This is a genomic window from Kushneria konosiri, from assembly GCF_002155145.1.
Taxonomy (GTDB): Bacteria; Pseudomonadota; Gammaproteobacteria; order Pseudomonadales; family Halomonadaceae; genus Kushneria; species Kushneria konosiri.
Genome location: NZ_CP021323.1, coordinates 3,539,455 through 3,560,550 on the forward strand (window position 1 = coordinate 3,539,455; position 21,096 = coordinate 3,560,550).

19 protein-coding genes are annotated in these 21,096 nt (G+C 61.1%); 9 read left to right on the top strand and 10 right to left on the bottom strand.

Annotated elements, in window-relative coordinates; genetic code table 11:
- Positions 1–37: 37 nt before the first annotated feature.
- From gatC to gatB, 3 genes are all read left to right on the top strand, one after another.
- Positions 38–325, top strand: coding sequence for an Asp-tRNA(Asn)/Glu-tRNA(Gln) amidotransferase subunit GatC (gene gatC, locus B9G99_RS16435; RefSeq protein WP_086623149.1), 288 nt, complete (start codon positions 38–40; stop codon positions 323–325).
- Positions 326–409: 84 nt separating this feature from the next.
- Positions 410–1,861 (top strand): Asp-tRNA(Asn)/Glu-tRNA(Gln) amidotransferase subunit GatA, encoded by a 1,452-nt coding sequence (gene gatA / locus B9G99_RS16440; RefSeq protein ID WP_086623150.1) that lies wholly within the window; start codon positions 410–412, stop codon positions 1,859–1,861.
- A gap of 4 nt (positions 1,862–1,865) precedes the next feature.
- Positions 1,866–3,320: an Asp-tRNA(Asn)/Glu-tRNA(Gln) amidotransferase subunit GatB gene (gene gatB / locus B9G99_RS16445; protein WP_086623151.1), complete on the top strand. Its 1,455-nt coding sequence runs from the start codon at positions 1,866–1,868 to the stop codon at positions 3,318–3,320.
- A gap of 137 nt (positions 3,321–3,457) precedes the next feature.
- On the opposite strand, the gene B9G99_RS16450 is transcribed toward gatB, so the two are convergent.
- A complete protein-coding gene (locus tag B9G99_RS16450; protein WP_086623152.1) occupies positions 3,458–4,156 on the bottom strand; it encodes an SDR family oxidoreductase in 699 nt (232 codons plus the stop codon).
- Between the two features lie 294 nt (positions 4,157–4,450).
- On the opposite strand from B9G99_RS16450, the gene B9G99_RS16455 reads away from it, so the two are divergent.
- From B9G99_RS16455 to B9G99_RS16480, 6 genes are all read left to right on the top strand, one after another.
- The gene (locus B9G99_RS16455; RefSeq protein ID WP_158521531.1) at positions 4,451–5,371 is read left to right on the top strand and encodes a polyprenyl synthetase family protein; all 921 of its coding nucleotides are present in this window, start codon (positions 4,451–4,453) and stop codon (positions 5,369–5,371) included.
- Positions 5,368–6,837, top strand: coding sequence for a phytoene desaturase family protein (crtI, locus tag B9G99_RS16460; RefSeq protein WP_086623154.1), 1,470 nt, complete (start codon positions 5,368–5,370; stop codon positions 6,835–6,837). Before B9G99_RS16455 ends, crtI begins: the two co-directional genes overlap by 4 nt.
- The gene (locus tag B9G99_RS16465; protein ID WP_086623155.1) at positions 6,834–7,772 is read left to right on the top strand and encodes a phytoene/squalene synthase family protein; all 939 of its coding nucleotides are present in this window, start codon (positions 6,834–6,836) and stop codon (positions 7,770–7,772) included. The genes crtI and B9G99_RS16465 overlap by 4 nt, the downstream gene beginning before the upstream one ends.
- Complete coding sequence (locus B9G99_RS16470; protein ID WP_086623156.1) at positions 7,769–8,905, top strand: lycopene cyclase family protein; 1,137 nt, start codon at positions 7,769–7,771, stop codon at positions 8,903–8,905. The genes B9G99_RS16465 and B9G99_RS16470 overlap by 4 nt, the downstream gene beginning before the upstream one ends.
- 94 nt (positions 8,906–8,999) lie before the next feature.
- Positions 9,000–10,385, top strand: coding sequence for a glutamine synthetase family protein (locus B9G99_RS16475; RefSeq protein ID WP_086623157.1), 1,386 nt, complete (start codon positions 9,000–9,002; stop codon positions 10,383–10,385).
- A gap of 76 nt (positions 10,386–10,461) precedes the next feature.
- On the top strand, positions 10,462–10,821 hold the full coding sequence (locus B9G99_RS16480; protein ID WP_086623535.1) for a hypothetical protein: 360 nt from the start codon (positions 10,462–10,464) through the stop codon (positions 10,819–10,821).
- Here B9G99_RS16480 and B9G99_RS16485 read toward each other — a convergent pair.
- The 9 genes from B9G99_RS16485 to B9G99_RS16525 all read right to left on the bottom strand — a co-directional run bounded on the left by B9G99_RS16485 (position 10,818) and on the right by B9G99_RS16525 (position 21,004).
- Complete coding sequence (locus tag B9G99_RS16485; RefSeq protein ID WP_086623536.1) at positions 10,818–11,660, bottom strand: EamA family transporter; 843 nt, start codon at positions 11,658–11,660, stop codon at positions 10,818–10,820. The two genes, B9G99_RS16480 and B9G99_RS16485, sit on opposite strands and share 4 nt — an antisense overlap.
- Before the next feature lie 34 nt (positions 11,661–11,694).
- Positions 11,695–13,002 (bottom strand): NAD(P)/FAD-dependent oxidoreductase, encoded by a 1,308-nt coding sequence (locus B9G99_RS16490; RefSeq protein ID WP_086623158.1) that lies wholly within the window; start codon positions 13,000–13,002, stop codon positions 11,695–11,697.
- A gap of 46 nt (positions 13,003–13,048) precedes the next feature.
- Positions 13,049–14,125, bottom strand: coding sequence for an ABC transporter substrate-binding protein (locus tag B9G99_RS16495; RefSeq protein ID WP_086623159.1), 1,077 nt, complete (start codon positions 14,123–14,125; stop codon positions 13,049–13,051).
- A 79-nt stretch (positions 14,126–14,204) separates the two neighbouring features.
- Entirely contained in the window at positions 14,205–15,572 is a 1,368-nt protein-coding gene (locus B9G99_RS16500; protein ID WP_086623160.1) for a glutamine synthetase family protein, read from the bottom strand.
- Between the two features lie 77 nt (positions 15,573–15,649).
- Positions 15,650–16,720, bottom strand: coding sequence for an ABC transporter substrate-binding protein (locus B9G99_RS16505; RefSeq protein ID WP_086623161.1), 1,071 nt, complete (start codon positions 16,718–16,720; stop codon positions 15,650–15,652).
- A 56-nt stretch (positions 16,721–16,776) separates the two neighbouring features.
- The gene (locus B9G99_RS16510; RefSeq protein ID WP_086623162.1) at positions 16,777–17,571 is read right to left on the bottom strand and encodes an ABC transporter permease; all 795 of its coding nucleotides are present in this window, start codon (positions 17,569–17,571) and stop codon (positions 16,777–16,779) included.
- 9 nt (positions 17,572–17,580) lie between these two features.
- Positions 17,581–18,495: an ABC transporter permease gene (locus B9G99_RS16515; RefSeq protein WP_086623163.1), complete on the bottom strand. Its 915-nt coding sequence runs from the start codon at positions 18,493–18,495 to the stop codon at positions 17,581–17,583.
- Positions 18,492–19,664, bottom strand: coding sequence for an ABC transporter ATP-binding protein (locus B9G99_RS16520; RefSeq protein ID WP_086623164.1), 1,173 nt, complete (start codon positions 19,662–19,664; stop codon positions 18,492–18,494). The genes B9G99_RS16515 and B9G99_RS16520 overlap by 4 nt, the downstream gene beginning before the upstream one ends.
- Before the next feature lie 68 nt (positions 19,665–19,732).
- Positions 19,733–21,004 (bottom strand): NAD(P)/FAD-dependent oxidoreductase, encoded by a 1,272-nt coding sequence (locus B9G99_RS16525; protein ID WP_086623165.1) that lies wholly within the window; start codon positions 21,002–21,004, stop codon positions 19,733–19,735.
- Positions 21,005–21,096: the final 92 nt, after the last annotated feature.

Sequence of the window (21,096 nt, forward strand, 5' to 3'; positions counted from 1 at the left end):
GCCATTCAACCCTGCATTGTTCAAAGGTAGAACCGCCATGGCTATTGAACACGCCAATGTTCTGCGCGCAGCGCATCTGGCCCGTCTGGGCGTGAGTGATGCCCAGGCGGAACGCTATGTCGACGATCTGTCTCGCATTCTCGAGATGGTCGACCGGCTTTCCGAGATCGACACCGAAGGCGTCGCCCCGCTGTCCCACCCGCTGGATGCCACCCAGCCGCTGCGCGCTGACGAGGCGATCGAAGCCAACCGCCGCGACAGCTTTCAGAAGATCGCCCCGGCCACGGCAGACGGCCTTTATCTGGTGCCGCGTGTGGTTGAGTGATCGACTGACACCCTGACCGGCCTGACATGCGACAGATCAGAGACACTGCCCCGACCCCGGGCAGCCAAGGAGTTAAAAGCCCCCATGCATGACAAGACACTTGCCGAACTGGCCCGCGGCCTGGCTGCCGGTGACTTTTCCAGTCGTGAACTGACGAGTTCGCTGCTTGAGCGCATCAAGCGCCATGACGGCGCGCTCAACAGCTTTATCACGGTCACCGGCGAGCAGGCGCTCAAGGAAGCCGATGCAGCCGATGCCCTGCGCCAAAAGGGCGAGGCCGGCATCCTCAGCGGCCTGCCGCTGGCCTACAAGGACATTTTCTGCACCGAGGGCGTGCGCACCAGTGCCGGCTCGAAGATGCTGGACAACTTTATCGCCCCCTATAACGCCACCGTGGTGGAAAAGCTTCGCCACGCCGGCACGGTCAGCCTTGGCAAGACCAACATGGACGAGTTCGCCATGGGCTCTTCCAACGAAAACAGCTATTACGGCCCGGTCAAGAACCCCTGGAACCCGACACTGGTTCCCGGCGGCTCCTCGGGCGGCAGTGCCGCTGCCGTGGCGGCTGGTCTCGTTCCGGCCGCGCTGGGCACCGATACCGGGGGGTCGATCCGCCAGCCGGCAGCCTTTTGTGGCATTACCGGTCTCAAGCCGACCTACGGGCGGGTTTCACGCTACGGCATGATCGCCTATGCCTCGAGCCTTGATCAGGCCGGCCCCATGGCCCGCACGGCCGAAGACTGCGCCATGCTGATGAACGCCATGGCCGGCCATGACGCACGCGACTCCACAAGCGTGTCGCGCCATGTGCCCGACTACACCCAGGGGCTGGACAAGCCGCTCAACGGTCTCAAGATCGGTCTGCCGGTGGAGTATTTCGGTGAAGGCCTGTCCCCCGAGGTCGAGACAGCGGTACGTGAGGCGGTCCGGGTCTACGAGTCCCTCGGCGCTCAGGTCATTGATGTCAGCCTGCCGCATACCAGCATGGCGATTCCGGCCTATTACGTCATTGCCCCGGCCGAGGCCTCTTCCAACCTGTCCCGCTTTGACGGCGTACGTTTTGGTCACCGCTGCGATGACCCGGCAGATCTTGAAGACCTCTACAAGCGCACTCGCGCCGAAGGCTTTGGGGACGAAGTCAAGCGCCGCATCCTGATCGGCACGCATACCCTCTCGGAAGGCTTTTTCGATGCCTACTATCGCAAGGCACAGCAGATTCGCCGCCTGATCCGCCAGGATTTTCTTGATGCCTTTACCCGCGTGGATGTCCTCATGGGGCCGGCTGCGCCGACCACGGCCTTCGAGCTGGGGGCCAAGGCCGATCCGGTGCAGATGTATCTGCAGGACATCTACACCATCGCCATCAACCTGGCCGGCATTCCCGGCATCAGCGTGCCGGCCGGTCTGGTCGACAATCGTCCGGTAGGCCTTCAGATTCTGGGACCGCATTTCGGCGAGGCCCATCTTCTCAACGTGGCGCATGTCTATCAGCAGGCCACGGACTGGCATCAGCGCCGGCCCGAGATCAAGGAGTAACAACATGCAGTGGGAAGTCGTGATCGGGCTTGAAGTCCACGTGCAGCTTTCGACCTGCTCGAAAATCTTTTCCGGCGCCTCGACCGCTTTTGGCGCCGAGCCCAATACCCAGGCCTGCGGCATCGACCTCGGACTGCCGGGCACGCTGCCGGTGCTCAACGAAAACGCCGTGGCCATGGCAGTGCGCTTTGGCCTGGCCATCAATGCCGAGATCCCTGAATACTCGGTGTTCGAGCGCAAGAACTATTTTTACCCGGACCTTCCCAAGGGCTACCAGACCAGTCAGATGGCCCATCCGGTGGTCGGCCGCGGCGAAGTCGACATCACCCTGGGCGATGGTACGGTCAAGACGGTGCGCATCCATCATGCCCACCTTGAGGAAGATGCCGGCAAGTCGCTGCATGAAGACTACAGCGGCATGACCGGCATTGATCTTAACCGGGCCGGCACGCCGCTTCTGGAAATTGTCTCCGAGCCCGACATGCACAGTGCCGAAGAGGCTTCTGCCTATATTCGCGCCATTCACGCCATCGTGACTTATCTGGGCATTTCGGATGGCAACATGGCAGAGGGCTCGATGCGCTGCGACGTCAACGTCTCGCTGCGCCCGAAGGGTCAGGAAAAGCTGGGCACCCGTGCCGAGATCAAAAACGTCAACTCCTTCCGCTTCGTGGAGCGCGCCATCGCGTTTGAGATCGAGCGCCAGAGCGAAATACTCGAGGAAGGGGGCGTCGTCATTCAGGAAACCCGTCTCTACAATCCGGATCTGGACGAAACCCGTTCGATGCGGACCAAGGAAGAAGCCAACGACTATCGTTACTTCCCCTGCCCCGATCTGTTGCCTCTGATGCTGGATGAAGCCTATGTCGAGCATCAGCGTTCACTGCTGCCGGAACTGCCGAGCGAGAAGCGTCAGCGCTTTGTCGAATCGCTTGGTCTGTCCACCTACGACGCCGACGTGTTGACCGGCTCGCGAGCGCTGGCCGAATATTTCGAAGCCGTACAACAGCATTGCGGCGATGCCAAGCTCGCAGCCAACTGGGTTCAGGGTGACCTGCTGGGTCGACTCAATCGTGACGGGCTCGACATCACCGAAAGCCCGGTCAGCGCCGAGCAGCTTGGTGGGCTGCTCATGCGTCTGGCCGATGACACCATCAACGGCAAGGCCGCCAAGCAGGTCTTTGCCGATTTGTGGGAATGCAAGGGCGAGACGGCCGATGAGATCATCGACGCCCGTGGCCTCAAGCAGGTCACCGACACCGGTGCGATTGAATCCCTGTGCGATCAGGTGATTGCCGATAACCCGGTGCAGGTGACCCAATACCGTGAAGCCACCGAGGACAAGCGCGGCAAGATGATCGGCTTTTTCGTCGGCCAGGTCATGAAGGCCTCGCGCGGTACGGCCAACCCACCTCAGGTCAATGCCATGCTCAAGGAAAAGCTCGACGCCCTGCTGTAAGCGCCAGCCATCACCATGAAGGCATGATGTGGGTAAATATGACTCGGGTAAAAATCCGAGCACAAAAAGGGGCGCCATCAGGCGCCCCTTTTTCATGTCTTTCCTGCCCCGTCCTCTCCCCTTGGAAGAAAAGAGGATCACTCCTCGATCGGCGGGGTCGGAAGAATACACATGTCGTGCACTTCCACGTGTTTTGGCTGGGTCAGTGCAAAGACTACTGAACGGGCAATATCGTCCGGCGTCAGGGCATTTTCCTGGGGTTCATCGAAAAAGGGCGTATCCACCATGCCCGGCTCAATCAGTGTGACTCGCATGCCGCTGCCCTTTAGCTCTTCGCGAAGATTGTAGGCCATGCTCTGCACAGCGCTTTTGGTGGCGCCGTAAAAGGAACCCGGCATGACACGGCGCCCGGCAACGGACCCCGTGATCAGCACATGCCCCCGGCTTTTTTTAAGCTCGGCCATGGCGGCACGGACCGTCAGTGCCGGGCCCAGCACATTGGTCAAGAGTACCTCTCGCCACTCTTCCGGGTCGCTGCCGCCGTAGCCGCGCCCCTCGAGGCCTCGCCCGGCATTGGCAAACACGGCATCCAGACTGCCGAAGCGTTCAACCACCGCGGCCACCAGCTGCGCCTGCGCCTCCCAGGACTGCACGTTGCAGGTGAAGGCCGCGGCCTTTACGCCGTAGTCCTGCTCAAGCGATTCGGCCAGCGTTTCAAGACGTTTGGTACTGCGCGCCGCCAGGGCCACATTGTAGCCAGCCTGCGCAGCATGGCGAGCACTGGCCTCACCGATGCCGGTAGACGCACCTGTAATCAAAAGCGTGGGGTTGGCCATCCTTGCCTCCTGTGCGATCGGGCCCATCAGACCCTGTCATCAAAGATGTGTCTGAGCCTGGCAAGCCACCTCGAACCGCGCCACCATCCCTTGCAGGATTATTGTGGCCTGCAAACCGAAGGTAGTCCGTCTACCCTTTTCAGCGGCCATGACAGGCGCATTGCTTTTCAGCTATTTTGAAGTAACCCTTTTTATTGCCCTGTATCAATGAATGACCTGGCGTTTACACGCAAGTGCCAGGTGACCACAACCATGGATGTCGGTCGCAATCGCGCGTCAGACAAGGAGAAATTCATGACCGGCCTGACGTCTCCGATCGTCGAACGCCACTCCGTAGAGGACGCCCCATACGCTTCTCTCAATCATGACATTCACACCACCCTGACGCAGGCGCTCAAGGATGACGACCGCCAGGGCATGATTCGTGATGCCATCAATCACCACCTGACTGCCGCCGGTGGCTATCTGCGTGCCCGGCTGGGTTATCACACCGGTCGGGCATTGGGGATTGCCCATGAGCAGGCGCTGATCTGTGCCTGCATCAGCGAGCTTTTACACAACGCATCCCTCATCCACGACGACGTGCTCGACCATGACAGCATGCGGCGCGGCCAGAGAAGCGTCTGGCGCGTCTGGAATGAAGGGGTCGCGATCTGTCTGGGCGATCTGTTCATTTCCGCCGCCTACGGACTGATGAGCGGGCTGAGCCCTCATGCCGAACGTCTGCCAGTGCTGCTGTCCTGCGTGCATCATCACGTCCAGACCACCATTCACGGCCAGGCCGAATGCTTCAGCCTGGCGATGGGCCCCGAGCCCGACTTCGAGCAGTGCAGCCAGGCTGCCTGCGGCAAATCCGGCCCGCTGTTTGCGCTCTCGCTTGAGGCGCCGCTGTTGCTGACCGGCCATGACAGCGCCATTCCAAACGCTCGGGAAGCGGCGCTGACCTTTGCCACGATCTACCAGCTTATCGATGACATCGAGGATTTTGACAGCGACATGACCGATCAACAGCAAGGGGCCTGCAACATGCTGCACGCACTGGGCAACCGTGGCGATACCACCCCCATGGCGTCGGCGCTGGATTACGGCCGTCACCAACTGGGTCGCACCCGCCAGCTGGCAGACACCCTGCCAGACGGCTGCGGACAGGCCCTGATCGAGGAAGCCTATCGGCTCGAGGATAAGCTGATCAGCCTCACGGGTGGCCGCTCATGAGTCGTGCTCTGGTCATTGGCGGAGGCTTTGGCGGCATGGCCGCTGCCCTGCGCGCGCGCAAGAAGGGATATGACGTCACCCTCATCGAGCGCTGTGAATCGCTCGGCGGCCGGGCTCAGGTCTTTACCGATCAGGGCTTTCGCTTTGATGCCGGCCCCACCGTCATCACGGCACCCTTTCTGTTCGAGGAGCTCTTTGAGCTTTTCGGCAAGCGTTTGGAGGACTATGTCGAGATGGTCGCACTCGATATCTGGTATCAGTTTTATTTCCAGGATGGGCGCACCTTCGATTACGGCACTGACATGTCGGCGACGCTGGCCAGCATTCGACGTTTCAATGAACGCGATGTTCAGGGCTATCAAAACCTTTTGAAAACCTCGAAGGAGATCTTCGAGATCGGCTTTGAACAGCTTGCCGATCGCCCCTTTCACCAGTTCTCGACCATGGCCGCGCAGATTCCGGCGCTTTTGAAGCTGAAAAGCTATCGCTCGGTATGGCAGATGGTCTGTGCCCATATCGAGGATGACCGCCTGCGTCAGGCCTTTTCGATTCCGCCACTGCTCGTTGGCGGCAATCCGTTTCGAACCACCAGCATCTATGGACTGATCCCCTGGCTCGAGCGCAAGTGGGGAGTGCACTTTCCCATCGGCGGCACCGGCGCGCTGGTGGCAGCACTCGAGAAGCTGATGCGCGATGTCGGCATCACCATCGAGACCGGCACCACGGTCAAGCGCATTCTGAGCGAGCACGGCCGTGCCAACGGCGTCGAGCTTGAAAGCGGCGAAAAGCTGCCGGCGGAGGCCGTCATCAGCAACGCCGACGCCGCGCATCTCTATACCCACATGGTCGATCAGGTCTCGACCAGCGCGAAACTCAAGCTGGCCGGCGCCAAATATTCGATGGGCCTTTTTGTGCTTTATGTCGGCACCAATCGACAGTTTCCCGAAGCCGAGCATCACACCATCTGGATGGGCCAGCGCTATCGTGAGCTTTTGGAAGACATCTTCGAGCACCGCGTGCTGGCCAATGATTTCTCGCTGTATGCGCATCGTCCGACCGCGACCGACCCCTCCTTTGCACCGCCTGGCTGCGATTCATTTTATATTCTTGCCCCGGTGCCAAACCTGCAGGGCGACGTGGACTGGTCACGCGAAGGCGACAGACTCGGCGATGCCATTATCGATGCGCTCGACCGCACCACGATGCCGGGCTTTCGCGAATCGATCGTCACCCGCTTTCACATGACCCCGCAGGATTTCAGCGACCGCTACCTGTCCATGCACGGCACCGGCTTTTCGATCGCGCCCATCTTCCGCCAGTCGGCCTGGTTTCGCTTTCACAACAAGAGTGAAGTGCTGGAAAACCTCTATCTCACCGGTGCCGGAACCCACCCGGGCGCAGGACTGCCGGGTGTGCTCTCCAGCGCCAAAGTGGTCGATCACCTGCTGCCGGACGCCGACGCATGACGCAGTCCGCCCAGCACGCCAGTGCCGAGGCCATTCTGGCCAGACACGGCAAGTCGTTTCGCTTCGCCAGCTATTTCATGGAGCGAGACGATGCCCACGACGCGGCGCTTTTATATATGGTCTGTCGGGAGCTGGATGACCTGGCCGATCAGGACATGCCGACCGATGCCGAGAATGCCAACGCCCATGCGCGTCTGATGAGCGTTCGCCGCGAGCTTCTGGCCGGCAGCGGCCGTGATCCGCTCACTCATGTGCTGATCGATCTACAGACGCGGCGCGGGCTGGATACGCGCGCTGCCGTGGCGCTGATCGATGCGCTGATCGAGGACGTTCGCACCCCGGCGCTGATCCGCGATGAACGTGAACTGATGCGCTACTGCTACGGTGTCGCCGGGGCCGTGGGGGTACTGATGTGTCCGGTGGTGGGCGCCGATGACAGCGCCATCCCGCACGGCATCGATCTGGGGCTGGCCATGCAGATGACCAACATTGCCCGCGATGTGCGAGAAGATGCCGACATGGGCCGCCGTTACCTGCCGGCCGACTGGGTGGATCATCTATCGCCTGAAGAGATTATTCATGCCGACCATCACCAGCGCGAAACGGTGGCTCGCGCCATCGATCGTCTGCTGACGCGGGCCGAGGCCTATTACGCCAGCGCCGCCGACGGCTTTGACCGCATCCCGGGCAAAAACCGACGGGCCATCGCTGTGGCCGCAGACGTCTATCGTGCCATCGGCCTGCGCCTGCGCCACGAACGTCTGGCTTGGTGGCAGGGGCGCGTCCACGTCTCGCTGCCGGGCAAGGCATGGATCGCCGCCCGCCGCCTCGGTGGCCGCGGTGCCATCAGCGCCAGCCACCGCGACAGCCACGATGCGTCGCTGCATCGCCACATTGCCGACCTGCCTGGCGCCCACGCGTCCAGTGATTCATGAGTGCTGATGCCGTTGATCTCATCATTCTCGGCGGCGGCTGCGCCGGGCTGAGCCTTGCCTATCGACTCGCACAGCATGATGATGCGCCGCGTACCCTGATCATCGATCCGCGCAGTGATTACACCAATGATCGCACCTGGTGCGGCTGGCCGGTCAACTCGCATCCCTTTCAGGAGGATGTTCGCGCCCGCTGGCATGAGCTGACCCTTCATACCGATCAGGCCCGCACCACGGTTGAAAGCCGGCGCTATCCCTATGAAATGCTCGAGGCCGAACGCTTCTATGGCCGAACGCTGGCCGCCGTTGAGGCACACCCATCCATTAAAAGGTTTCAGGCCCATGCAGTCGATGTCGAGGACCGCAGGGATGGTGTGACGGTAACGCTGGAAAGTGGCAAAAAGGTTCAGGCCCGCTTCGGGGTGGACTCGCGTCCACATCCGAAACCGCTCGCCGCGCCGTGGCTTTGGCAGGATTTCGCCGGCATCAACGTACAGGCCGATAATCTCCCCCAGCGCGCTGAACTGATGGATTTTCGTGTCAATGATGATCCGCAGACCGGCATCGATTTTCTCTATGTGCTGCCCTATGCACCGGATCAGGCCCTTTTCGAGTGGACCCGCTTTGGCCGGCCACCCACCAGCCCGACCATCCTTGAGCGAAAGCTGGAAGAGCATCTGCACACCCGCCTTGGGGCCGGGCGCTGGCAGGCGCTTCGTCGCGAGACCGGCACCCTGCCCATGGCACCACCGACGCGTACCCATGGTCGCTCAATGGTCGTGACCGGCGCCTACGGCGGTGCCATGCGCGCGGCCACCGGCTACGCCTTTCACGCCATTCAGCGCTGGGCCGATGAGTGCGCCGCGGCATTGATCAGGGGCGAGCCACCGATGGGTGCCCAACCCGGGCGGATACTGCCACACCTGGATCGCATCTTCATGAGCACGCTGGCACGCCATCCCGAGCGTGCCCCCGAGTTCTATCGGCTGCTGTTCGAAAACGCCCCTACCGATCGGCTGATCCGCTTTCTAAGCGGCGTGCCCGGCGTGCGCGATACCCTGTCGGTGATGAACGCCCTCCCCTGGGCGCCGTTGATCGGAAGTACGCTGCGCCAGGCGCTGCCCGGTCGGACATGATTCATGCTGGCATCCGATCGAGATAGCGCTGCAATTCACGCACCGCTTGCGTAGTATCCATGGACATATCCTGTTTCGCTTGAGCCGCTTGATCATGACCGACATCCCTGCCGTTGATACCCTTGAGGCACGCCAGTTTCTGGAAGATCATCCTGATATTACCCAGATCGATGTATTGATCAGTGATCTCAACGGCGTATTGCGTGGCAAGCGCATTCCGCGCGCCAGCCTTGAAGAGGCCTATACCAGCGGCATCAACCTGCCTGCCTCCATTTTCGCTCTCGACATCACCGGCAATACGGTCGAAGAGACAGGGCTGGGGCTCGACAGCGGCGATGGCGACCGCGCCTGCATGCCGATTACCGGTACGCTGGTGCCTGTCTCCTGGCACCAGCGTACGCCGACAGCGCAGCTTCTGATGACGATGGTCGAACCGGATGGCAGCGGCTGGCATGCTGACCCGCGTCAGGTGCTGGCGCGGGTGCTGGCAGGGTTTACCCGCCAGGGGCTGACCCCGGTGATCGCCATCGAGCAGGAATTCTACCTGCTCGATGCCGAGCGCAATGACCGTGGCCAGCCCCAGCCACCGCGCTCGCCGCTGACCGGTGAGCGCGCACGCTCCAGCCAGCTCTATTCAATCAGCGAACTGGATGAATACGCCGATTTCATCGACGCCATTCACGAAGCCTGTACCCAGCAGGGCCTGCCGCTGGATACGGCATTAAAGGAGTGCGCGCCGGGGCAGTTCGAGATCAACCTGCGCCACCGCAGCGACGCCCTGCGTGCCTGCGATGATGCTGTCATGCTCAAGCGCGCCATCAAGGGAGTGGCCCAGCAGCAGGGGTTCGAAGCCACCTTCATGGCCAAACCCTGGGGCAATGAAGCCGGCAGCGGCACCCATGTTCATATCAGCCTGCTCGATGAACAGGGCCGCAACGTTTTTGCCGCCGAGGACAAGAACCCCATGGGGAGCGCACTGCTGCATCAGGCCATCGCAGGGGTACTGGAGCTGATGCCGGCCTCGATGGCAGTCTGTGCGCCCAACCTCAACGCCTTTCGCCGTTTTCAGCCCGGGCTTTACGTGCCGATGACACCCTCCTGGGGGCTGGATAACCGCTCGGTGGCCGTCCGTATTCCCTCGGGCCCGGTAGCCGCCACGCGGCTTGAACATCGTGTCGCCGGAGCCGACGTCAACGTCTATCTATTGTGTGCCGTGCTGCTGGCCTCCATGGCCCATGGACTTGATGAAGCACTGACACCGCCGGCACCGATCGAGGGCAACGCCTACACCCAGCTTGAGGCCACCCTGCCCGATTCCTGGGGTGTGGCGCTGGAGCTGTGGATGGAAAGCGATGTGCTGGGCGAGCGACTCGGACGAGCCTTTCAGCATATCTACTATGCCAACCGTCAGGCCGAGCGCGCACTGGCGCAGCGCACCGTCAGCGCGCTGGAATATGACTGGTATCTGCGACTGGTGTAAGTGCTGAACAACCACGAATCACCCCTGCCTGACGCATGTACAGAGGCGATAAAATGCTTATGAGGTGTCAATGCACATGCGTCACTCGAGCTTGCTGACCTTCTCGGTAGCCATGGCGACAGGGGCTGCCATCTGGGCGCTGTCCCCTTTGACAAATGGCCACACGGAGCCCTGGGATAGCGGCCTGTATTACAGCGTGGCCCTGGTACTGGCCGGCATCGCGTCAGCACTTGTGACGTCCGGTCCCCTATCGGCTCTCCATGCAGGCTGTCTCACCGGGCAGATCCTTTTTGCAATGACGTTGCTGCCGATCGAGCCGCTGTTTATCGTGGGTATCGGATTTCTGCTGGCATGGTCGCTGCTGTTTCTCGCCAGTGCCTGGCTTTGTCTTGTCGTCTCCCCCATGCTTATCCGCGCCTTCAGGCAACGCTTTTAGCCCAGCCGCAGCAATGCCACTCCGCACAGAATAATCACCCCGACCACCAGCCGCTGACGGCTCAGGCGCTCGCCCAGAAAGAGCGACGAAATCGCGAGCGCAAACAGCACGCTGGATTCACGCAGCGCCGCCACCAGTGCGATCGGCGCCTGACTCATCGCCCAGATGGTCGCTCCGTAGGCGGCCATCGACATTGCCCCACCCAACAGCCCGACACGGTAATGCCCCGCAATGGCCGCCAGCGTCTGACGCCCGCGCATGGCCCATAGCAAAAGCCCCATGCACAGCCCATTGAGCGCAAAAAGCCAGAACACATAGCCAATGGCATCGTGATTGGCACGGGCACCCAGCCCATCACTGAGCGTATAGGAGGCGATGAAGGCAGACGTCACAAGGGCACTGGTCAGTCCGGCGCGCGGCAGATTTTTGCTGCCGGCACCGCGCACGGCCATCCACCAGATCCCGCCTGTCAGCAGCATTACTCCAACATAGCCGGTCAGTGAGGGCTGATCCCACAGTGCCATCAGCCCGACCAGCGCCACAATCAAGGGTGCTGACCCTCGCGCGATGGGATATACCTGCCCGAAATCGCCGCTGGCATAGGCCCGCGCCAGAAACACGTTATAGCCCACATGCAAAACGGCCGAGAGCAGAAGCCAGGGCCAGGCCGCTGCAACAGGAACGCTGACGGTGGGCAGCATGACCAGCGCCAGAATGCCTGCACCTACCTGGATCAGCGTGACCGCCAGCAGCCGATCAAGCCCCACGCGCACCAGCGCATTCCAGCCGGCGTGCAGTGCGGCAGCGCACAGGACAATGGCAAAAACGTGTGCGCTCACCGGCCTGAACCGCCGGTGTGACATGGCGCCGCCATCACACGCCCAACCGGTCGCGCAGCGCGTAGTACCAGGCGCCCATGGCGGAAAACGGCACGGCAAAGCGTCGCCCTCCGGGGAACGGCAGGTGACGGATATTGACAAAGGCGTCAAAGCGCGCACTGTCGCCCTTGATGATTTCTCCCACCAGCCGTCCGGCCAGATGCGAAGCCGTCACCCCGTGCCCGGAGTAGCCCTGAGCGTAATAGACGTTATGGTTGAGTCGCCCGAACTGCGGCAGTCGATTCAGCGTCAGTAGAAAATTGCCACTCCAGGCGTAATCGATTCTGACGTTTTCAAGCTCGGGAAAGGTCTTCAAAAGCTTGGGGCGAATGGCCCCTTCAATGCTTTCCGGGTCGCCACCGCCGTAGGTCACGCCGCCACCGTAAATCAGCCGGCGTTCGCCAGAGAGACGGTAGTAGTCGAGCAGATAGTTGCTGTCCTCGACGGCACGATCGGTGGGCAAAAGCCGCTGCGCGGTCGCTTCATCAAGCACTTCAGTGGCGATGACCTGGGTGCCGCAGGGCATGGAGCGATCCGCCAGTTCAGGCACAACATCGCCCAGGTAGGCATTGCCGGCGATGACCGCGCGCTCGGCCTCGATCACACCCCCGGCGGTATGCACCTTCACTCGCTCGCCGTGCTCGAGGCGCGTCATGGGCGAGTGCTCGAAAATCACACCGCCAAGGGACTCAAACGCCGCGGCCTGTCCCAGCACAAGATTGAGCGGATGCAGATGGCCACCGGAGTGATCAAGCAGCGCGCCCTTATACCGCGCGCTGCCGATCTCGCGGCGATAGGCATCGCCCTCCAGCAGTTCCAGCGTCTTGTGGCCGTATTTTTCCCACAGTGTCTTGTGGTGTCTGAGCGCATCCAGCTGTTTGTCATTGCAGGCGGCAAAGAGATTGCCGTTTTTGAGATCGCACTGAATGGCGTACTGCTCGATACGCTCGTGGATGATGCGATTGCCCTCGAAGGCCATGTCACCGAGCGCCCGGGCAGAGGCTTCCCCAAAGCGCGCCTCGATCATGTCCATGTCGCGGCTATAGCTGTTAACAATCTGCCCACCATTGCGACCGCTCGCCCCAAAACCGACGTGCTGCGCCTCAAGCACCGCGACGCGAAAGCCCTGCTCGGCCAGATGCAGGGCGCTTGAGAGACCGGTGAAGCCGGCGCCGACCACACAGACATCCACGCTTTGATGACCGACAAGCGCCGGCCGCTCGGGTGCCGGATTCATGGTGGCGGCATAGAGCGAGCGGGTGTGGCCGTCGCGGTGATTTGATGCAGATTCAGACTGGGTCATGACGTTTTACCGTACATCACGGCCCGAGGTGTCGGGCCGTTGTGGTTTAGCGACTGCGCATTTCATTGTTGAGCTGCGAAAGCGTCCCGAGCTGCGCCTTGTCGATCAGGGGGACAAACACCAGTCGTGAGCGCTCTTTCTCACTGAGCGCCGAAGGCGGTTGTTTCAAGGCGTCGTCAAGCTGATCGAGTGCCGCCGCATTGGGGGTCGCATAAAAGGTGTAATTACTGATGCGCGCAGCCACATCCGGGCGCAGGGTATAGGCAATGAACGCCTGCGCAAGCTCTGGATGCGGCGCCCGCTTCGGGATCACCAGCGTATCGATACCGCGCTGACTGCCCTCCTCGGGCACGAAAAAGCGCAGGTGACCGTAGGTCTCCGGGTCCTCGGCCTGACGCCAGGCAAGATCGCCGTTATAGGTCATGCCCATGGCGCTGACACCGCGCACGATCTGATCGATGGTCGCGGTGCTATCGATAAAGCCGATGAAGTTCGAGCGGCTTTTGGTCTCCATCAGTTGCCGCGCGCTGGCGATCCACTGATCCCTTTGCGTGCAGTCAAAGCCGTAGCCCAGTGAGGCACAGGCAGCGCCGAACAGCACCTGCGGATCACCGCCCAGCAGGGTAAAGGGCGCCTGCGCATTCACCTCGGGATCAAACAGCGCCGACCAGCTGCGCGGTACGTCATCCAGTACCCGCGAATCAAAGACAATACCGGTCACGCCCCATTGATAGGGCACGCTGTAACGATTGCCCGGATCATAGGCAGGGTCCTGAAACTCCGGCAAAAGGTTCTCAAGGCCCGGCAGCCTGTCATGGTCCAGCGTCTGGATGAGATCGGCAGCGATCAGGCGTGGGACAAAATAGTCGGTGGGGACAACAACATCGTACTGGGCATCACCGCCACTGCGCAGCTTGGTGAACATCTCGGCGTTGGAGGTAAAAAAGTTCTGCACGACACGCACGTCATATTCGCGCTCGAAATCCTCCACCACCTGCGGTGGCATGTACTCCGTCCAGTTAAAGAGATAAAGCGTATCGCCCCGCTCTTCGCCGGCACTGGCGGCCAGACTTACACCGGCCAGCATCAGGGCGCTGGTTCGCCACCACCATGATCGCGTCATTATATCGTTCCCTGCCTTCATCGTTTGTTGTTGTGCCCGGATCGCGAGGCATCAGGGCCTGATGCCCGTTTAACAGGGCCTAGACCCGCAGCAGCAGATGCTCGCGCTCCCACGAGCTGATCACCCGGTAATAGGCCAGATGCTCGGCACGCTTGACCGCCAGATAGCTCTTGACGAAGCGCTCGCCGAGCACATCTGCCAGCGCCTCACAGGCATCGAGGGCATCCAGTGCCGGACCGACATCATTGGGCAGCGCCACACCACCGGTCCAGGCGGTGCCGGTCAGCGGCGGGCGCGCCTGAAGCCGGCTCATCATGCCCAGATAGCCGCAGGCCAGCGAGGCGGCCATCACCAGGTACGGGTTGGCATCGGCGCCGGGCAGACGATTTTCCACTCGCGTCGCCTCGGCGTTGCCGACCGGTACCCGCAGCCCCACGGTGCGATTGTCATACCCCCACTCGACATTGGTGGGCGCAGAGCCGCCGTATTCATTGGGCATCAACCGCCGCCAGGAATTGACGTTGGGAGCAAAGAACGGCATGGCAGCCGGCATCCAGGTCTGCAGCCCGCCGATATAGTTCATGAAAAGCTCACTGGGCTGGCCGTTGTCACCGGCAAACAGGTTTTCCCCGGTTTCGGCATCCACCAGACTCTGATGCAGGTGCATGGCACTGCCCGGCTCATTGGCCATGGGCTTGGCCATGAAGGTGGCATACATGCCGTGACGCAGCGCGGTCTCGCGCAGGGTACGCTTGAAGATCACCACCTGATCGGCCAGATAAAGCGGATCGCCGTGCTGGAAGTTGACCTCCATCTGTCCGGCGCCCTCTTCGTGGATGAGGGTATCAATGTCGAGCTGCTGCGCCTCGCAGTAGTCGTACATCTCCTCAAACAGCGGGTCAAATTCGTTGACGGCATCGATGGAAAACGACTGGCGCCCGCTCTCCTGTCGTCCGGAACGCCCGATCGGCGGCTCCAGCGGATAGTCGGGATCGGTATTGGTCTTGACCAGATAGAACTCGACTTCGGGGGCGATGACCGGCTTCCAGCCGCGGGCCTCATAAAGGGCCAGCACCCGCTTCAGAACATGGCGCGGCGCGATTTCAACCGGCTCGCCGTTCATGTAATAACAGTCGTGAATGATCTGGGCAGTGGGGTCTTCCGCCCAGGGCACGAGGTAGGCCGCCGCCGGGTCGGCTATCAGCTGCATGTCGAGCTCGGCGGCGTTCCAGAAGCGCAGGGCCTCATCATCGGGATAGCCACCGGTGACCGACTGGATAAAGATCGAGTCCGGCAGGCGCGGCCGCCCGCCGTTGAGATACTTGCCGGCCGGCATGATCTTGCCCTTCAAAATGCCGGTCAGATCGCTGACCAGACACTCCACCTCGGTGATGCGATGCTCTTCAAACCAGTCCGTCAGTACTACCGGATGATGCTTTAGCGTCATGTCGGCCTCCCCAGCCGAGCCTGATCACAGGCATGAAAGGGACTGCCCGCCTGATGACAGACAGCCCGTCACGCGCCTTAACGTGACTGCACTTCATTCCACAGCTGCTGATAGCGCTGCAGGTCCTTGCCCGACAGCGTCGGCGTGAACTTCAGCCGTGCCATGTCTTCATCGCTGGGCAATGACGGCGGCTGCTTGAGCACTTCCTCAAGGTTCGCCACCGCTGCTTCGTTGGGCGTGGAGTAGAACGTGTAATTCGACAGCTGCGCACCGACCTCGGCGTCCAGAATGAAGTTGATGAACTTGTGCGCCAGCTCGGGATGCGGGGCGCGTGCCGGAATCACCATGTTATCCACCCAGAGCTCCGAGCCCTCCTTCGGGATCACGAATTCGGTGTTGGCGTAGCCTTCCGGGTCATCTTCCCGGTACTGCAGATAGTCGCCGTTGTAGGTCACCCCGAGTGTATTCACACCGCGTGATACCTGTCCCAGCACCGGGGTGGAATCGGTAAAGCCGGTAAAATTGGTGCGATGCTTGGTCTTGAGCATCAGTTTGGCTGCCTCGACCATGTCCTGCTGATCGGTGCAGTTGTAGGGCTTGCCCAGAAACGCGCACGCTGCGCCAAACATGACCTGACCATCCTTGAGCATTGAAAACGGCTGATCAGGGTTGGCCGACTCATCAAAGACCATTGACCAGCTCGGCGCTGCCTCCGGGAAGGTTTTGGTATTGATGATCAACCCGGTAGACCCCCACAGATAGGGCGCGCTGTACTGATTATCCGGGTCGTAGGGCGGGTTGACGAAGCGCGACATCAGATTGGACATGTTGGGCAGCTGCGACTTGTCCAGCGGCTGCAAAAGCCCTGCCTCGATCATGCGAGGTACGAAATAGTTCGTGGGCACCACGATGTCATACTGTGATACGCCACCGGCCTGCAGCTTGGAATACATCTCCCCCAGCGAGCCGTAGTAGTTCTGCACCACTTCCACGTCGTATTGCTTCTCGAACGCCTCGATGATCTCCGGATCCATGTAATCGGTCCAGTTGAACACGTAGAGACGCTCGGCCGCGCCGGCGGTACTTGAGAACATGGCGGCGGCAATGGCACCGGCCAGCAGTGCCGGGCGGGATGAAAATAGAGTCATTGGCGGGTCCCCTGAATGATCATGGTATGGCGTTTTTTATAAGACCGACGCCACGCTTACACGCGGCGACGGTTGAACAGCAGACTCAGTACGGCCACCAGTGCTACCGAGGCAATCATCAGCGTAGCAATGGCATTGATCTCCGGCGAAATACCGCGACGTATGGCGCCCCAGATATAGATCGGCAGCGTCGCGCTTTCCGGCCCCGCCGTAAAGAAGCTGATGACGAAATCATCCACCGACAGCGTAAACGACAGGAAAAAGGCCGATAGCAGTGCCGGCTTGAGCGTCGGCAAAATGAAATGCAGCATCCGCTGCCAGGGGCTGGCGTAGAGATCCTTTGCGGCATCAAAAAGCGTCGCATCCAGCCCCACAAAGCGGGAGTAGACAATCAACGCCACGAACGGAATCTGAAAGGTCACATGGGCAATCACCATGGTCCCAAGCCCTGGCGACAGCAGTCCGGTCAGGCGATGAATCTGCACGAAAAACGCCATGTCGGCGATACCGAAGACGATGTCGGGCATCACGATCGGCAGGTAAATCAGTACGATCAAAAGCCCGAGCCGGCGTGCCCGATGCTTGTAAAGCCCGTAACCGATCATCGCACCCAGAATGACGGCAATGATCGAGGAAATAACCGCCAGCAGCAGCGTATGGCTGATGGCGTTGATCACCACATCATTGTGCATCAAGCGGTCATACCAGCGCAGCGAAAAGCCACCCCAGCGCGCCGAGGTATTGATGCTGTTGAACGAAAACACCATCACCACCAAAAGCGGCGCGTAAAGAAAAATCAGCGTCAGCCACCAGAAAACGGCAAGGCCCTTCCTGAAACTCCGGTTTTGCATGCCGTTCTCCTAGATCACCATCTCGGTACCACCGCCCAGGCGGCGGCCCATGCGGCGCAGTATCACAAGCCCCAGAAGCGTTGCCAAAAGCATCAGAAGGGCACCGGCTGCGCCCAGTGGCCAGTTGGCAGCCTCACCGAACTGGCTCGCGACCAGATTGCCCAGCATCTGCGAGCGCCCGCCGCCCAGAAGCTCAGGAATGACGTACATGCCAAAGGCCGGGATGGCGACCAGCACGGACCCTGCCAGCAGCCCCGGCAGGGTCTGGGGGAGCACGGCGACAAAAAAGGTCCGCAGCGGTGAGGCATAGAGATCGCGCGCCGCCTCGATCTGGGCATGATCGAGCTTTTCGAACGCGGCATACAGCGGCAGCACCATAAAGGGCAAAAAGTTGTAGACCAGCCCCAGCGTCACGGCAAAATCGGACGGAAAAAGGCCCATATTGGGCGCAATCAGCCCCATGTTTTCCGCCAGCGTTGACAGCGGCGTGCCCGGCGAGAGCAGATTCATCCAGCCAAAGGCTCGAATGACCTGATTGGTCCAGGACGGCACCACCACCGCCAGCAGCATGATCGCGCGCAGCCGCGGCCGGCACATGGAGATGTACCAGGCGATTGGATAGGCCACCATCACCACCAGCGCCAGCGAGATGACGGACTGAAAGATCGAGCGCCAGAGCGTATAGAGATTGCCCGGGCTCCAGCCCAGAAAACCAAAGCCGGCCAGATTACGAAAGGCATCCAGCGTCAACGGCATCTGCGGCTGGCCGAAACCGCCGTTGGTCATGAAGGCCACCGACATCAAATAGGCACTGGGCAGCACCAGAAAGATAAAAATCCACAGGGCCCCCGGCAGGACGCTCACCAGAAGATGACGGGTCTCCCGACGGCGTCGACGGCGCCAGACCGCATCCACCCGGCTCATGCGCCCTCCTCGTCGGCCAGCATGACCACATCCTCGGGATAGATTTCGACCTTGACCTCATCACCGACGCGAAAGAGGCGCTCGCCGGTATTGGAAATTTCGGCAATCAATTCGTTGTGCTGCGCGCCATTTTGATGAGACAGACGATATTCGACGTTGCTGCCACGATAAAAACGCTCAACGACGCGACACATGAGAGTATTGAGCTTTTTGCCCGGCTCGACGCTCGGCGCACCGGGCGAGGTCAGCTCCAGCGTTTCCGGGCGAATCAGGGCCACCTTCCCTTCGCTTTTGTCTTCGGTCTCCAGTGCCCCGATCGGCGTGGTGACCGTCATTCCCTCTCTTGCCGAGATCGGAAACAGATTGTCATGGCCCATGAAGCGCGCCACGAACAGATTGACCGGGCGCTCATAGACTTCCTGCGGCGTGCCGATCTGCTGAATGACCCCATCGTTTAACACCGCGATGCGATCACTCATGACCATGGCCTCTTCCTGGTCATGGGTAACAAACACAAACGTCATGCCCAGTCGCTTTTGCGTGCGCAACAGTTCGACCTGCAGCTGACTGCGAAGCCCGGCATCCAGCGCCGAGAGCGGCTCATCAAGCAGCAACACGTCCGGTTCACAGATCAGCGCGCGAGCCAGCGCGATACGCTGTCGCTGACCACCGGAGAGCTGATCGACCCGGCGATCCACCAGCGAGCCGAGCTTGATGAACTCGGCGATCTCCGCCACCTTTTGTTCCCGCTCGGCACGCGCCACGCCCCGCATTTTCAGACCAAAAGCGATGTTGTCGCGCACTGACAGATGTGGAAAGAGCGCATAGGACTGAAAGACCGTATTGACGCTGCGCTTGTGAGGCGGCGTGTCGGTGACATCCACCCCGCCAATGGCAAGCGTGCCACCGCTGGGTTCATCCAGACCTGCCAGCATGCGCAAAAGCGTGGTCTTGCCACAGCCGGAGGGGCCCAGCAGCGTAAAGAATTCTCCGGCGCGAATGTCGAGATCCACGCTTTCCAGCGCCACCACCCCACCCGGATACTCCTTGCGAATGCCTTTCAGGCTAATGGAGGACGCGTCGCGCGCCGCACTGGCCTCGCTACCCGGGGTGCTCTCGGCTGATGAAAAAGGCCCGCCGGGTGAGGCGGTCGGTGAGCGTTCTGCCATCGAGCAGTGTCCCCCTGATCATTGTCTGTTCGTGTGATTCGGGCATCGAATGTCGGCGCAATGGCGCCCTACAGTCGATCCCTTAACCGATAAAAGGTGGTGGCCAATACCAGCAGCGGCGTGCGAAGCCGGGAGCCACCGGGAAAGTCGAGATGCGTCATGCCGGCAAATAGATCAAAGCGCTCGGACTGGCCGGCCACGGTCTCTGCCATCAACTGTCCGGCAAGCCCGGCCAGCGCCATGCCATGGCCCGAATAGCCCTGCACAAAATGAATATTATGATCCAGCCGACCAAAATGGGGCGCCCGGCTGCGCGTGATCGCAACCCGACCGCCCCAGCGGTAGTCAATCGACACGCCTTCAAGTGCCGGAAAAAGTTCACGCATCTTGCGCTGCATGAGATCCACCAGCCCCCGCGGCTCGCGTCCGCTGTAGCTGACCTGGCCGCCGTAGAGTAAACGACGATCACGGGAAAGCCGATAGTAGTCCAGCACAAAATTGGCATCCGAAACAGCGTCGCGTCGCGGCAGGGTCTGAGCCATCTGCGCCTCCGACAGACACTCGGTGGCAATGATGTAGTTCACTACCGGCATGATCTTGCGCTCAAGCACCGGCAGCAGTCCGCCCAGATAGGCGTTACCGGCGACCAGCAGATGATCGCACTCGATCTGCCCCTGGTCGGTATCGACCCGAACGGTTTTACCCTTCGTCACGGCCTTCACGCGACTGTGCTCAAAAATCGCTGCGCCGGCATTTTGTGCGGCCCGGGCCAGCCCCAGCGTATAGTTGAGCGGGTGCAGATGCCCGGCCTCGCGCTCATACAGCCCGCCGAGATAGGCATCGGTGACCACATGGTGGCGCAGCGCGTCGCCCTCCAGCCACTCAAGGCCCTCATAATCAAAACGCCCGGCCATTTCATCACGCCAGGCCTTCATGGCCCGCTCGTGACGCGGCTTGATGGCGGCATGTACATAACCGCGCGAATACTCGCAGTCGATGTCGTGACGCTCGATCAGCGCCTCCGTCAACCGCACGGCCTCGCGACTCATCGTCCAGATTTCGCGGGCCGCCTGATGTCCGAGCGATTTTTCAATGACCGACAGCTCCGTGCCCAGCCCCGGCAAAATCTGTCCACCGCTGCGACCTGATGCGCCCGCCCCGATCTCACCCGCCTCCAGCAGCGCGACCCGGTAGCCCCGCTCGGCCAGATGCAGCGCCGCGCTGCACCCGGTCACGCCACCGCCGATAATCGCCACGTCGAAACGCTGCGCGCCTGCCAGCGGCGCGGTGTTGTCCAGCGTGAGATTGCGAGAATGGGCATACCAGGAGTGCTCGGTCATCGGGACAGCTCGTCGGGATGTTTAGAAAAGTATTATGGTGGGAAAACGCGGCAGGGGCCATGAGGCGGCACAATTCACGCCTTTATGGTTTC